We start from the raw sequence: 15,126 nt of genomic DNA on the forward strand, positions 1-15,126 counted from the left end.
CTCTCTACTCATCAATTGCGACAGATTTGGTCATGGGTGAATCGTTCAACAAAGGTAGTGTCAGCTTGGCCGAGGACGTGGCGTCCGTTGCCGGCTGTGCCATCACGACCGTTCGGCCGCCTTCCTGCAGAACGTCGATAACACCAGTTCGGGAGAGCTTATCAACGCACTGCTGCATCCGCCGGCTTGCCACGGGAGGATTGTAACCTTGCGGCCAATAGGTGCTGACGATCAAACCCGGAGGGCCGATAAGGACTACCGATAGTTTGGTGGATACGGCGCGCCACAAAGAAACGCTGCTATGGGTTGTGCTACTACCGAACAGGTCGTCCAGGTCCACCAGGACCTTGGCCGCTTGACGCCAATATGCCGCTGCGGCGTTGTCGTGATTCCTCTTTTCAATGGGCTGCATTATGGCCGGCTCGCTACCATCTCGCCCGTGTAACATAGGGGAGCAGGCAGTTATGACGTCCCACAACGCTATTCCGGCGGGGTAGCCAGTTCCTCCCTGAGCAACAGCTATGCGACCTCCATATCGGCGGTCTCCGGAACCAGATTCCGCGGTCATGCCGATCACACCGGGGTTAGCTGCGATGACCTCTTCGAGGAAACAAGAACCCTCGTATCGTGTCGTACACGCCTCCTCTACGCTGCTGATTATCTCATCCGTTCGCTTCGGGGTCGCAAGTGCTGCAGGGCGATAGGTCCGCACACCGTCATCGGCGGTCACGGTGAGCAAGGGTGCGGCATCAGCCGAAAGCAAAGAGCCCACTTTCCTACCGTAATGATAGATGGCGATGCTGTCCTTAAAGGGCATCATCCGCAGTGGCGTCTCTGGCGAAAGTGGACAACCCGGCCGAGCCCATCGCTCGAACAGCGCGCGTACAGCGTTACCTGGATGGGCCGCGTCCCACCGAGCCAAAGAGCTGACGTCGTAAATTTGAGGCATCTTTATTCGATTTCCGTGGGTTGACTGCATCCCTCAGGATTTGGGATTTTCACATCCAGACGTCATTCTGGTTGCTGAATGGGGGGTATAGGGAAAGGGCGGTGAGCCGGAAAGCAGGCATCAGCATGAACTGGTGCCCACCTGCAGAAGGCCTCCGACTATCGGCATGTGGATGAATAGTTCGCAGGGAACACCAGGCCGGGCCTTGTCGAGCGCGTCAGCGTAGAGCTGGATTTGCGAGCCGTGCCCGACCGCTCGGGCATCCCAGCTATCCGGCGAACCTGGGAAGGATTTGTGATCGATGATGGCGAAGCCGCTGTCATGTTCAACCAGTAAATCGATGCGACCCGTTACAAGCTGATCTCCGATCCGGGCGGAAACTGGGGTCTCGCGATGAATTCGGCCGCTCGGCCATCGCTTCGAGATCTCAGCGAACAGCCGCTCATTGGCTTCCAGCACGTCCTTTGCGGCAACCTGATGCACCCCCCAGCGATCGAGGATCGCCTGTGCTTGAATAAGCCGGGCATCATACGAATCGTGAGGTTGATCTGCCGCAATGATAGCGTGCACGGCTTCGCCGAGCAGGGTCATGTCTGGGCTGCCTGCGAACGGCAAACGCGGGCCGATCGTCGATTTCTCTACGATGATGAAGGTTTCGCTGCTGGAAGCCTCGCTAGGGCGACGATAAAGCGGCGCTCGGTGCGTCGCTGGCCGCGCGATGCGTCCGAATGATACAACCGGAGGTTGAGACTCCCCGCCTTCACCGCACACCAGCGTTGCTGTTCTTGCAGGAAAAGTTTTCGTCCCCGCATGGATTTCTTCGCCTCCGCTGCGTGGTAGAGCGAAATGCTCCGTTTCGTCCCCATCGAGAACCTTCAACCAGTGAAGTGTCCCCTTAGCTGGAGCCGCAAACACAAGATGATCGCGAGCGCGGGTCATGCCGACGTAAAGAAGGCGGGCCTCCTCATCCCTCGATCGGATCGCAGCCCGTTGCCCAAGCGCCGAACTGGGCGCTGAAGAATCGAGATATACGTCCTTTTCTTGGCTCGCATATGGCCAAGGCCAATAGCGGATCCAGCGTCCGACGAGAGGATTTTGCCAATCCACGTCACCATCAGCCTCGGCCATGGGTTCGAACAGTCGAGGCTTTGGTTCTTTGCCTAGCCCAGTCAGGATTACGACGGGCCATTCAAGCCCCTTCGCTCCATGGTAGGTCATGACTTTAACAGCATCGTCCCGAAGGCTTCGCGGGCGGGCTGGGTTCTCTGCAGCCAACGCGAGTGCCAGCCCCGAAGGCGTCGCAGGAGATCCCTCGCCCGCGCAGCTTTCCTCATAGCTCCGAGCGAAGCCGCGAAGCGCTTCGAGATCATCGAGACGCGCCGGCACATCGCCCCAACTTTCGATGTGGCGATTGAGCTCAGGGAGAAGGATGATCGCATCGATAAGGTCGGCTGGCGTCAGCGACAAAATGCCCTCATGAATCTCTTGGAGGGCTGTGGAGATTGGTACGATGGCGAGCAGTGCCTCTGAGGCATTTTCCGCGCCAAGCGCCTCAAGCCAGGTTTCTGATTCTGGATCCTCGGCGAAGAAGCGGGCAAGTTCGGCAAGCGCGAGACGGTCTGTGGGATCTGCAACCCAGCGGAATGCCGCCATTACCAGTTGGACATGCGGCGTTTGGGTAAGGCCTTCACGCTCAACGGCTGCCTTGACACCTTGCTGACTGAGCGCAGCCGACACTTTGGCGATGTCCGCTTTGCTGCGGCACAGAATCGCTATGTCTCCAGCGCGGAGCGCCCGAACGCCATTGGGCTTGGCTGCCACTTCCCATGTTTGGTCGGCTGTCACCATCTCGCGGATTTGGGCGGCTAAAGCGGCATATTGAAGCTCAAGCTTTCCTTCGAGCCACCAGACTGCCAGCGGCGCCTGCGTGAATCCCTCTTCGCTGCGACCCGTTCCGCTGAACGCATGATCCTCCGCCTTAAGACCCATCGCGCTCAGGGCTGGCGCAAAGGCGGCGTTGACGAGGTTTATGATGCCCTCGCGGCTTCGGTATGAGGTCGCTAGCACATCCTGCGGTTCACTCGACGATGCAGCTACCCCTGCAAACGCGGCTTGGGTGAGGGCGCTGTCCGCATTGCGGAAGCCGTAGATGGCCTGCTTGGGGTCTCCCACCCACGTGCTTGCGTCGACTAACCCGGACATCGCAGTGAAAATGGCGACTTGAAGCGGGCTGGAATCTTGAAATTCATCGACAAACAGCCGACCAATGCGCTCGCCCAGTCCGGCGGACATTACCGGATCGCGAAGGACGTCGAGCGCGAGCGCCTCTTGGTCGGTGAAATCCAATAAGCCGCGCTTTGCTTTATAAGCTTGGAATGCGGTCAGGGCTTCGGTCGCACAGGCGAAGACCGACCTGATGAACTGGCTGCAATCCTCCCGAAGCCGCGGATGTGCAGGGTGGCGGCTCGCTGCTTGTGCAACTGCGTCGAGAGCGTCGATGAAGGCCTGACCATCTTTCTTGGCGCAGCCCACCTTCGATAGGCGGGCCCAGTTTGGCCAGGAAATCCGTTCTCCTCGACGAATGCTTGCATCGGTCTGGCGCAGCAACATTACGTGGGGCTTGGCAGTTGCGCTCGATTCAACAGGAACCGCAGTCACTGCCGAACTTACGGCCTTTCGCAAATCTGCATCAAGATCGTCACTGCGTCGGATCGACACCGGTGGTAGCAGTTCGAGGAAGGTTGCGACTGATCGCTCCGCTGAAACGGATAGATCCTGGGCGGGAATTCCATTCGCTCGAGCGAGCTCGATCAAACGCCTGACGGTGGTCCGCCAATCACTTCGTTCAGCGTCAGCGGCTCGCTTGGGCTCGAAGAACCCCATGACATCGGCGAGCGAGTTAAGCGTCGGCGCGTGGCGCTCAATCGCAGCATCAGCAGCGATCGCGAAAATTCGTGGCACGCTGCCTTCGGGAATGACCTCGGCCCGCGGAGATCGCCCCAAAGCGATGGCGTTCTCAGATACAATCTGACCGCAAATGGCGTTCACCGTTCCAAAGCGGGCTCCAAGCAATCGCGCTGCCTTATCCGGCATGCCCAATTCGAACAGTTTAGCACGCGAGCGCTCGATCAGTTCGTCCGCCGCTTTCACCGTGAATGTGGTTGCGACGATCGTCTCGGGATCACGGGATGTGACCTCCTTCGCGATGTTGCCGACAATTCGGGTGGTTTTGCCGGCACCGGCAGACGCCACGACGGTCGTGATATTGGGAACGGTCATGTTCAGTTGGCCTCCACGCCTACGCGGCAGAGCGCTGTAAGTTCGCAATAGCGACACGGTTCGGCCCCCGTCTCGATCGGGAGATCGGCCGGTATGTGGGCCTCGGTCTCATCGGCACCCGTCGCAACCGCAATCCCCTCCCGGGCTAGATCGAGCCACACCTGCCACGTCGACACGAGATTCGACCATGTGTCGGACAGGCTATGGTCGGATTCGACCGATTCCTCCGCCATGAACGAGCCGCTCAGCCCGATCAGCTGTCGCTGGTTCAGCATATAGAATGCGCCTGGAGCAGGCGTGGTGCTGTTGGAATTAGCTATCGCACCGTATGTCGCGAGCTGAATCGAACGACCTTCGGCGAGCTCGTTGCGTCGCTTCTTTGGGCTCCTTGACCATTTCAGATCTATTACGCCGGTGCCGTGAGTCGGGTGTTCTATCAGCATGTCGATGCGGCCCTTTACATCCGGTCCATCGACGAACTTCCTCGCGCGTTCGATTTCCGTCCCAATCACCTTTACGTCCATCGCCTGTAGAAGACGTGCGAGTTGGGCCAGAGCAGCTGGGACTTTGACCCGGGCCGACGCAAGCTCACCCGCATATTCCGGCTGCTGAAGCGGCGTCGCGATCGCACAAAGCAACTCGTCAAACAGATTGTTGGCTTGCGAGAAAACGACTGCTGGGTCAGGCACAGGGCCTGGCGGGAAAACGCGATTTGCAAGTTCATGGGCGAGGTTGCCAAGCAGCTGGCTTGTGCCAGGGATCTCAGCAACCCGGCCGCCTGAGAGCCGCAAAACGTCAAGAATGAGCCATCGCAGTTGGCAGTCCGCGAGATGCTCCAAGCTGGTGGCGCTTTCGACGCGATCGTCGAGTTTGGCGATTACAGATGCCGGCAGAGACCAGCGAGGGCGCTGTGCTGGCAGGAGGTTTGGAGTGATCGCTTCACGGAGAATCTCGTGCCCTGCGAGCTCATGATACGGCCCGTACAATAACTGTTCTGCTGACCATTGGATCAAGTCCTTAGCAGGTGTCGTCAATGGGTTCAGCTGATGGGCGAGGGGATGGCTCGTCGTCTCCTCCCCCGCCGAAAGCGCCGGTGAGAAAAGAATGACGCGCTCCCCAGCGCGATGCACTGCGTTGGCATTGCTCCACCCGATTCGGGCGCTGGCCGCGGCCGACGATTCGATTTCGCAGCCATGAGTCTTAAGAGCAGCAACCTCCGCGGCGGTCCATGGCGTTGAGCTTACGCGTTCTCCGGGACCTTTGAAGTCCCACCAAAGTACATTCTTAGCATCGCCCCAGATGGCGCCTGGATTACGCACGGCACGTAAACCGCCCGACGTCGCTATGTGGTTGGGGTTTTGAGCGCCGTCCGCAAGCACTTGGTCTGTCATGCGTCCAAGCAGCAGCGGAGAGAGCATCTCGACGTTCAGCACATCAATCGCTTGCACGAGGGCCTGTGCGGCACCAACTAGCGCCAGAAGAAGCGGATCAGCATTTCCAGCATTCGTCTCGAGCGCCCATTGCGCAACGCGAGAAGCGATCGACTTGGCCGCCTCCGCAGGCATGCCTTCGTGCCGCGGGTATAATTCTCCAGACGTCCATTGCCTCCACGCCGCAAGCTTCGCATCGCGCTTTTCTTGAGGTTCTGTGGACATCCTTTCGGCAAGATCTGACTCGATATTACCCCATGCAGCGAGCCAGGCTGGGCCGCCCGTGCCAGGTTCGCGGCTCAGTGCATAGGCGAGCTTGCGCGCCGCATGTCGCGCGATCGGGGGGCGCGGTAGCATGAGCAAGTCAAGCATCGCGTTCGCGTTGAATGGTGCCCAAGAAGCGGCGAACGCGAGCGGCAGTACCTGAAGCGCTCCACGCCATGGCGACGAGGCCGACAAGCCCAGAGCGGGAAGCCCGCGAGCTTGAAGCGCGCGGTCCAGCAGCGCGGTGTCTCCGTCAGCGCTCACAATGACCGTGCCATGCAACTCGGTTTCCGAACAATGGGCGAGCCACTCTGCAGCTGCTTCCGCCGCCGCCAAGGCTGTGTCCGCGTGGACGATCGCAAAGCTACCATCGCCTGCTAATGTCGAGGGTGAGCCGCTCGCGAGAAAGGCTTGCACGTGGCCCAGGTCATTGGAGGAAATTGCACAGGCAGGAGCCTGCGAGATTTCTACCCCCGATCCCTCCAGCGTATCGATAAGGCGCTGCCAGAGAGGCGGCAGCAAATCTCGGGGCTCGACCAGCTCGATTGAAGCGAGCGGCAGGCTTGCACGGGCCTTGACCGCATCGCAGAGCGTTCGCGTGCGATCTGCGACCCCGGGGGGAAGGGGCGGACCGGCCTCTTCCACCACCGCGAATGCATCAACACGTGCGGCGCCAATAGGGCTGCCGGACCAGCCGCCGGCGATCAGTTCATCTCGCCAATCGAGCAATGATGCGGCAGTGGCCCACGGATCAAGGGTGAAGGACTGACCGAAGAACAGGTCCGGGGCTGTGGCCAGCGCGGTACGCAATTTAGTAGCGTAGCTGGAAACTCGAACCGCATGTGCCACCCGGGGAGCTGTGAGGCCAAGCTGCACCTCGAGCATCTCTATCAGGCCTTGTGGCCCCACTACTGCGGCATTGAAGACGCCTTCATTCGGGCCCGGAAAATCCGGAAAGGAACGGCCATTGCATGAAAGGCCGAAGATAAGCTTCATTCTTAACTATCCCCCATCCGCGAGCTGCCTCGTCAGCGCACGGCATTGCTGGCCGTAAGCGCAAATGCTTTGTCATGTCATTAATGAATGCGTCCACGACAATATCGGTCGTCACAGTTTCGGCTCATGAAAACAGAGCCTTGGCGCCTTCCTCTAGTATCGCCAAGCTGTGCCCAATTGCTCGGAAAGGTGGCACCGGATCAATCCCGCAAGGCGGCTGCTGGAAGCAGGATGTTTGAGAGGTCGAGTGGGGGAATTTTGGCTGTCGCTGAGAAGTGAAATGTTCCTTAGGCGTCGGAGGGCAGCCGCCTCCGCGCCAAGTCGAAGAGACCAGATATGGTATATGTGAATGAAGAAGATCGGCAGCGGATCTCGGACGGCGAAGATGCCGCTCGCGCGCTTGCCAAGATGGGGGGCTGGACCACTCAGCCCTGCGATGGGCTATTCCCGCAGATTCTGAGCCAATATCGTTACAGTGAGCGGGCCGGGCTCGTTCTTGGTCACTGGCGTCGCGAAATTTCGTTCAGCAAATTGATCGAGGCAGTCCGTCAGTTACGAACGGACATCCTTATCCTTAAGCCAGGGCGCGACACCTCTCGGCGGAAGACCTATTATCTTTCGCTGATCCTCGCTCGGGCCGGCGAGGTCCGCCTCCACCGGGGCCTGCGGCTCTGGTCTGCCGATTTCGATTCGCCGCTGTGGGTAGTCGCAGATCCACGGGATAGGGATCTCGACCCCTGCTTTTTCAGCATTCGGTCGACCGGCGTTGCAGAGGAAGCTGGAGCACCGTTTGGTGATCCGGTCTCTGCTGAGACAGGCTTGCGGATCGCCGATCTTCGCTGGGTCGCGGAAATCGGAGGAAACTTCGTATGAGCCACGACGAGAATTTGCATTGGGAATCGTACCTTCCCGCTGGATGGCGACCGCTGTTTCGCCAGCTGTTGGCCGATCTGCATTCGGCTGGCATTTCGGTGAGAGTGACGCAAGCCAAAGAGAAGTTCGGGGAGCTGAGAGTCTATATCGATCGGCCTGACCAAGCGGCAGCGCCGCTCATTGCAGCCGCTGAGCAGCGTTCGACCCGCATGTGCCAAGAGTGTGGAGCTGCTGGCGAGCTCATGGTCGGTAATTATCTCTATGCCACCCTTTGTGAGGAGCACGGGGCCGGTTTCACAAAACCGCTGGGGCGACCGATGATATCGCTGAATCTCAGATACCCCAAAGACGATTGAGGACGAGCGCTGCCGACACGATGCGGCAGCGGCTTTGATCGGATGAGAAGAGCTCAGGTGACTGAGCAGATGAGATGAAAATCTTGGGGTGATGCGCGTCCAAGCTCAGCGGATCGCGCCCCCAAAAGGAAGATAATAAGTATGTTTAGCTCGATGAACGCGCAGCCCGGCTCGGGTGCGCCAACAATCCCGTTCGTCCGTGACGCAGTCCAGCGTGCGATGATCAAGGTCGCTTGGGAAATCGGCGGGCCTATCAGCGTCGATCCGGCTTTCGGGGGTGGAGCGCTTCTGCTTCAGGAAGCCAACCTCTTGATCCTTGGTACGTCAGCATTTCGGCCCCTTGGCGAGCAGCTGTTCGGCCAGATCGGTGACCTCTACGGCATGGACGCTCTGCTCGTCCGGTTCGACGCATATCAATGCAGCTTCGATATTCTTTTTCACGGCGAAGGCGAGTGGCTGTCGGATTATCGGCAAAGCCTTTTGGGCGGACAGGTCTGGTTTGTTCCCGCGCATGAAGACCAATCCTTCACTGTCAGGGCTGATAGTCAGGGACTCTTCCTCAATCCCCCGATGCTGCCGAACTCAATTCAGCGGCCTAGTGCGACCGAGATCCAGCCGGCAGGGAGGGACGTCGCATGACCCAGAAGAAGTCGAAGTCGGGTCCAGAGGAATTGTCTTGCTTCTATCTCGATTGGCCCGCCCATCCTCAGTTCCGGTACATGCGTTGGTATTGGAAGTCAGACGGGGCGCGTATCGGGATCGCCGCCCCCGTGTTGGCGAAGCTCCACCCCTCTGGCCATCGGGCGGCTCGGCATGACCTTCTCCTTCCGAGCAGTGCGCCAGGGGAATATGCGGACCTGCGCTATTTGCTCGAACGCTATGATGCTACCCAGCCCCTGATCGAACGGAATGGTTATGCCCAGTTCAACATCATTCTCGATGCCGACCGCCCTCTCCACGCCGATTGGGAGCTCGTCCGCGCCTGGGCACTGAGCTATTTCGTGCGCGAGCTGCAACTTGCCGCTGTCCTCGTCCTGCATGCGCCATTCCTGGCGGGCTCTGCGAACGAACCCCATGTCCACATCTTGGTGCCAGCTCGGCGGCTGACTGCGAATGGGTTTGGTCTGCACGCCCGTGACACATGCTCCGATGCAGGTGCGGCTGAAGCGCTTGCCAGCTGGTTGGCGTTCAACGGGGTGGAAGCCCTATGAAGCTGATCGAGCCGCCGACCAGGTGGGTCAACCTGCTGCTGATGATGATCCGCGAGGTGCCATGAGCAAGTCGCATTGGCGGCAAGGGGCGAAGCGCGGCAGATTGAAGCACGGGGTGATCCAGCGTCAACTTGATAAACTTGGGTGGCGAAAGGCGCCGAAGCTCCCAGTCGGTTACCCTCGCCGTGTCATACGTTTGGACCTGCGCATGATGCGGGAACACCCGGCCGCCGTCTGCGCCCGGGCGACGCATGACCTGGTAGTCGTTCTGCGCTGTGGCAAACCTGCTTTCATGGTGGTCCACTTTGCCTATGCGACAGAATTTTTGGACATTCGGCGTATCATGAAGAAGCCTGCCTCACAGGGCAGGTGGCGTCGCTCAACCTGAACGTTGATCAGAGCTAACGGCTTAGCAAGGAATGAAGAATAAGGCCGAACGGTGCTTGCTATCACCCCTTCGGCGCTACCTGCGACTGACACATGGCCGTCAATTTGGAGCAACGTCAATTTATGGCGAGGACGCGCCGTGGACGAATTCGCCCGAGCCGAGGCAGCCGTCAGCGAAGCGCTCCTGTTGCTATCGGAAATACCTGGGCGGGGCGACCCAGTGAGCCTGCCGCATCTTGTTGGCCAACGCTTCGCGGCGCTGGGCGAATTGGTAAGTGAAAATGGTGCGTTCGCGGCAGAGGGGAAGGGCGTGGCTAAATCACTTGCCGAATGGAACGTACATCACTCCTTCCGGTCCCTTTTGTGCCACGGGACGGCGACGGTGACCGTCGATCATCGTGGCCGATGGCATCTGGTACTGAAAATGCTCACCTTCAGATCGGGCGAGGCCGTCCGGGAGTCGATGGTCATAGATGAAGAAGAGGCTGCCGAACGGCTGACCGCGCTGCATGCCTCACGCCAGCGGCTAGAAGGCAGGTTGCGGGGCATGACGGCCGGCATCTGTCGTTAGCTTCGACGCTTGGTCCCGCTCATATGGGATGTAACTATGCCTGACAGGGCGTGATCGCGCACGGACGCGGAACTTGTCGCCATCAACGCGGGATACGTTGAAGGCGAAGCTTTGCCGTCATGCTTTTTGCGTCTGCATCTCAGGCGTCGCCAGCCCAAGCTGGATATTGACCATCAAAATTTGGAAATCTCGACGATGCTAAGAACAACACGCCGGAGCAACGGCGACGGGGATCAATCTGCCTCATTGAAGCGGGGTCGCACGCCTGCGCCGATCGTGGAACGCCCGGTTCCAAAGTTTACAGATTGGGTGGATCCCCCCTCTTTTCGTGAAGCGCTGGTCCTCCATCTGGGCCGCTTTTCCGAGAGCTATTACCAACTCCACCGATCCATCATCCAACCCGGGGAGAAGTTCGATCGCGCGACCCTGCAATCGTGGGTCGAGGGACGTCGCACCCCGCAAAGAACGACGAGTCTTGAGCTGCTAACGCGTATCGAGCGGCGCTACGATTTGCCCATGGGTTACTTCAAATCGAAGCTGCCGAACCCTGCGCGCGCGGCTTCTGGTCTATTGGTGAAGGGGCTGCCGAGAGCTGAGCAGCGGCGGCTGGCTTGGCACCTGCCCGATGATTTTAACTCAAGGCCGCTCAAGGAGCAGAAGGAGATCCTGGATTGGGTTCAGAACGTCGTGATCTCCGGCGCCACCGAATATCGCCGCTTTCAGGCTCAAGCCATGAAGCTGCGCTACGCGATCCGGTTTCCTTCGCTGACAGGCAAGCAGATAAGAGCGTCGGTTCCGAACGTTGGGGCTTACGATCTCGGTGACCAGGCTGACCATATCGGCGTGGTGGATGCGCCGCCTCGCCTTGTGTCGGAACTGACCGAGCTTATCCGTTTCAAGACCGCCACCCTCACAGATATCGGTTTCCAACGCATTGGGGTCTGGAACGAGGAAACGACAGCCCAGAAGATCGAGCATTTCGGCCTCATGTTCGGCGCTTTGGCCGCCTCGCCGTCGGGGGCCGTTCATGGGCATGGCGTGCCGCTGAAGGACATCTCGTTCGCCATGCTCATCTTTCCGCGCGTTTGGGACTGGTATGCCCAGTGGCGTGAGCGGCGACGCGGCTTCTTCACTCGCTGGGAATGCGACATGCTGCGCAATGCCATGGCGTTGGTCCGTTCCGAGACTGGATGGCTGCGGCAGCATCCAGAACTCGCTTCGCGCCTCGTGCCGGCTGCAGGACTCATATCGGCTGAGGAAGTCGCAGCTGTGCGTGCCGATTGGCAGGGTGCTTGCGATTTTCTCCATGCGCATGCGGGCGCACGTGTGAAGGAAGTGGAGCGGGTCGCGCGGATCCATCGTGATCCGTTTGAGCCGATACTGCCGATCCTGGAGGCGTCGAGTCCGGTGGCGGAATATCTGAAGATTGCCGATGAAATTCTGAAGCTTCGCCCAGACGCGCGGCGGTTTCCGCGTGCGGCCGCGGAAGTGGCTCGCTCCTACCTCATCATTCGTCTGGGCCTACATCTTGGATTGCGACAGAAAAACTTGCGGCAGCTGATGGTCTGCCCGCGAGGGCATCTGCCGCGTTCAGAACGGCAGCTTGAGGCGCAGAAGCGCGGTGAAATTCGCTGGAGCGAGCGCGACCATGGCTGGGAAGTTTTTGTGCCTGCTGTCGCGTTCAAGAATGCCCATTCATCCTTCTTCGCCGGCAAGCCCTTCCGGTTGGTCCTGCCCGATCTCGGCGGTCTCTATGACCATATGAGCGCCTATATCGAGCGGCATCGCCTTGCTCTGCTCAACGGTGCGGAAGACCCTGGCACCTTTTTCGTCAAGACGGTCAAGAGGACCAGTCGGGACGCGTCATACAATCAAAATACATTCTATGAAGCGTGGAGGCTTGTGATCCAGCGCTATGGTGTCTTCAATCCTTATACCGGGAGAGGTGCAATCAAAGGATTGCTGCCGCATGGGCCGCACAACGTACGGGACGTCCTAGCCACGCACATCCTCAAGCACACCGGCTCCTACGAACAGGCAAGCTATGCCATTCAGGACACTCCGGAGATGGTAGCAAAGCATTACGGTCGGTTCCTTCCTCAAGACAAAGCAGCGATGGCCGCTAAAATTTTGAACCGGGTCTGGGAAGCCGCTTGATCTGGAAAAGTGGGGCCGGCTCAGCCGGCCCCAGTAGAAGAACTTGGATAGGCCAAGCCTTCGGGTCGCGGAGGGAAACTGCTCGCAATTCAACCGATTCGGATAGGAAGAACTCGACATTCAGTGGCGAAGCGGCTCAGTTGGCGCGAGTGACGGAGATGATGGATATGGCTGATCGAAGCATGTTGGCGAAGCTTTGGCACGAACGTGCGAAAATCACACGGCAAGACATCTTCGGGTCTTCAGACGAGCAACTGCGACCAATTGCGCCCTCATCCCAAGCCGATGTGGCCGTACCGGGAATGGTAGGGGAGAACTACTCGAGCGGTGGGTTGGCCATCGTCTCTGTCAATCCGGCGGGCGGGAAGGATGATTTTCGTCCTACCGCGGGAGACGCCAAGTTGTACGATGCTGCAAAGAGGATCAGCCTATTCGACGATGTTCAATCGTTCGAGCAAATGAATCGGGCATATCGCTTGGGCATGCCTTCGTGGGGGGCGCAATGGCGCCACATCAATGCCATCTTGGCGGCGACTCATCAAAGCCTATGGCAGCTTGCCTATCCCTATCTGGTCCCCTTTCGAACCCGGCACGACAAGGGAAGTGCGCTCAAGCAGGATGTCATTGATCGGGCGTACCAGTTGGGGTTCGTCGAGGTGATGCGTGAATTGCAGCCTGCGTTAGTAATCCCGGTCGATCGGCATTCGGAAGCAGCTGTTCATCGGCTGAAGATCGAGACATCTATGACATTTGAGATCATTTATTACACGCGCCAGCAAAACGCTCATACAACCCGTACCGATACATTAGAGAACATTGCTCGTTATCACTTCAGCATTCCGCATCGCGAAAGCAACGGCCTTGTAGGCGATCAGGCAGCGTCGTGAATGGGCGGACTTAGGCGAGAGCCATCGACTGATCGCCTATAAACTCCGGCTGGCGTTTGATTAGGTCTTTGCAAAATCGATGAAATCTCGCATTCGTCCCCACGTCAAATTTGGGGGCACCTTTTGTGAATGATCTTGGGAATGCATGCAGTGGTTTCAATCAGGATGAACTTGATGAACTGAAGAGCGTGGCGGCACTGTACATCGAGTCTGGTGGGCTCATCATCAAGCTAGCCAGTTGGGTCGGGGCCAAAGCGGACGACCTGATCCACAAGGTTCCTGCAAACTGGCAGCACCTCATTGAGGAGGCTACGGACCTTGCCTTGAAGGAGAGCTATCGGCTCGCATTTGCCACCCAGCCCGATCAAGAAAATCAATCGCTTTTAAACAAGGCCCTTTCTTGGGCTCAGGGCGAGACTTGGCACAGGTTTGCCACCAGCGTTGCGGGAGCGGCCGGCGGCCTCGGCGGAATATCCACGACACTTATCGATCTGCCTGTGACGACGACCCTGATCCTGCGGTCGATCCAGCAGATCGCGACGGGATATGGCGAAGACCTAAACGATGAGGCCGTCCGCGCACAATGCCTTGCCGTTTTCGGTTTCGGCGGCCCCCTTACCGAAGACGATGACGCCGAGACCGGCTTGTTCGCCAGCCGTCTGGCGCTTTCCGGGAAGGCTACCGCCGAACTCATGAAGACGATTCTTCCTCGTTTCGGCGTGGTTGTCAGCGAGAAGATCCTTCTGCAGTCTACGCCCATCATCGGGGCTGTCACTGGCGCGGCGATCAACTCAGCCTTCTCGTCCTACTATCAGACCATGGCGCATGTTCATTTCAGACTTCGTCGGCTGGAGAAGGAGCATGACACGGATCAGATTCGCGCTTGTTTCGAGCGCATCGTCTCGACCCGTAGAAGGAAGAAGAGCGCGACGAAAATACCTGCAATGACCGTGGCGTAACGCATAAGAGACGCCGCGCTCGATCGAGGTCCACACGTTTTAGGCTTGGGCTCGGTCGGCTCGCGTCTCCAGCGATGCCATGTTGGAACGGGCAGTTGAACTCAAGGCGCACTGCGTCCTGCCATTCAACGCTGGGTAGGGAACGAGCGGTAGCCTGAATCTGTCCGTGTTGATACTCGGAACAGGTCAATGGAAATCGTGACTACGGACGGGCAGGAGATCGTCGCTCGGTAGAGCTGCCGTATCGATAGGTGGTGGCGCCAGTGCGCGACCATGCGGCAAGCCCGGATCGCGGGGGTCAGGGCCACCGCCATGGCTGGCGCCATCACCGCGACTCGGCGCAATGTTGAACTCGGCTCGCCCGATCGACCGCAGCATGTCATCATGATCGGTGATCCGATCGCAGATGATGTGAATGATTTCGCCCTCCTTCTGTAGCCGCTCGCGCATGGCAATCATCGATGCCGACATGACCCGCCGTCGATAGATCTCGAACCTGTTCGGCCAAAGGATGCCGTTGGCAACGCCGGTCTCGTCCTCGATGGTGACGAACAGCACACCCTTGGCTGACCCGGGTCGCTGCCGCACCAGTATGACCCCGGCCGCCTCGACATTGCGCCCGTCGTGGATGAAGCGAAGATCGGCGCAGCGCACGACCTTCATCCTGCCAGCTTGTCGCGGCTGACACATCGTCGTTGAAGAGTGAGTCGCGGCGAAAGCGTTTGCACCACGGAAGCCCATCACGTTAATTTCATAACCAATCTTGGATAGAGGATGTCATTGGTAATCGTTTTCGTATCCCGCTAA

The 15,126-nt window shown here is 58.9% G+C and carries 12 protein-coding genes; 8 read left to right on the forward strand and 4 right to left on the reverse strand.

Annotation, left to right across the window (positions count from 1 at the left end):
* Positions 1-4 precede the first annotated feature (4 nt).
* From TZ53_RS26785 to TZ53_RS12350, 3 genes are all read right to left on the reverse strand, one after another.
* Positions 5-412, reverse strand: coding sequence for a hypothetical protein (locus TZ53_RS26785; protein WP_145902201.1), 408 nt, complete (start codon positions 410-412; stop codon positions 5-7).
* Positions 413-1,069: 657 nt separating this feature from the next.
* On the reverse strand, positions 1,070-4,228 hold the full coding sequence (locus TZ53_RS12345; RefSeq protein WP_044661459.1) for a UvrD-helicase domain-containing protein: 3,159 nt from the start codon (positions 4,226-4,228) through the stop codon (positions 1,070-1,072).
* Between the two features lie 2 nt (positions 4,229-4,230).
* The gene (locus tag TZ53_RS12350) at positions 4,231-6,918 is read right to left on the reverse strand and encodes a PD-(D/E)XK nuclease family protein (protein WP_044661460.1); all 2,688 of its coding nucleotides are present in this window, start codon (positions 6,916-6,918) and stop codon (positions 4,231-4,233) included.
* Between the two features lie 336 nt (positions 6,919-7,254).
* Between TZ53_RS12350 and TZ53_RS12355 the strand changes: the two genes are divergently transcribed.
* From TZ53_RS12355 to TZ53_RS12395, 8 genes are all read left to right on the forward strand, one after another.
* Positions 7,255-7,791 carry a hypothetical protein gene (locus TZ53_RS12355; protein ID WP_044661461.1) on the forward strand — a complete coding sequence of 179 codons (537 nt, stop codon included), beginning with the start codon at positions 7,255-7,257 and terminating at the stop codon, positions 7,789-7,791.
* Positions 7,788-8,147 carry a hypothetical protein gene (locus tag TZ53_RS12360; RefSeq protein ID WP_044661462.1) on the forward strand — a complete coding sequence of 120 codons (360 nt, stop codon included), beginning with the start codon at positions 7,788-7,790 and terminating at the stop codon, positions 8,145-8,147. Before TZ53_RS12355 ends, TZ53_RS12360 begins: the two co-directional genes overlap by 4 nt.
* A 141-nt stretch (positions 8,148-8,288) precedes the next feature.
* Positions 8,289-8,786 (forward strand): hypothetical protein, encoded by a 498-nt coding sequence (locus TZ53_RS12365; RefSeq protein ID WP_044661463.1) that lies wholly within the window; start codon positions 8,289-8,291, stop codon positions 8,784-8,786.
* Positions 8,783-9,358 carry a hypothetical protein gene (locus TZ53_RS26115; RefSeq protein ID WP_083535804.1) on the forward strand — a complete coding sequence of 192 codons (576 nt, stop codon included), beginning with the start codon at positions 8,783-8,785 and terminating at the stop codon, positions 9,356-9,358. Before TZ53_RS12365 ends, TZ53_RS26115 begins: the two co-directional genes overlap by 4 nt.
* A 526-nt stretch (positions 9,359-9,884) precedes the next feature.
* Positions 9,885-10,316, forward strand: a complete 432-nt coding sequence (locus TZ53_RS12380) for a hypothetical protein (protein ID WP_052628192.1) — start codon at positions 9,885-9,887, stop codon at positions 10,314-10,316.
* 126 nt (positions 10,317-10,442) lie between these two features.
* Entirely contained in the window at positions 10,443-12,473 is a 2,031-nt protein-coding gene (locus TZ53_RS12385; protein WP_235589490.1) for a hypothetical protein, read from the forward strand.
* Between the two features lie 167 nt (positions 12,474-12,640).
* On the forward strand, positions 12,641-13,360 hold the full coding sequence (locus TZ53_RS12390) for a hypothetical protein (protein ID WP_145902202.1): 720 nt from the start codon (positions 12,641-12,643) through the stop codon (positions 13,358-13,360).
* A gap of 125 nt (positions 13,361-13,485) precedes the next feature.
* Entirely contained in the window at positions 13,486-14,319 is an 834-nt protein-coding gene (locus TZ53_RS12395; protein WP_062113542.1) for an EcsC family protein, read from the forward strand.
* A gap of 186 nt (positions 14,320-14,505) precedes the next feature.
* On the opposite strand, the gene TZ53_RS12400 is transcribed toward TZ53_RS12395, so the two are convergent.
* A complete protein-coding gene (locus tag TZ53_RS12400; RefSeq protein WP_044661467.1) occupies positions 14,506-14,982 on the reverse strand; it encodes a hypothetical protein in 477 nt (158 codons plus the stop codon).
* Between the last annotated feature and the right edge of the window lie 144 nt (positions 14,983-15,126).

This window comes from Sphingobium sp. YBL2 (assembly GCF_000943805.1).
Lineage (GTDB): Bacteria > Pseudomonadota > Alphaproteobacteria > Sphingomonadales > Sphingomonadaceae > Sphingobium > Sphingobium fuliginis.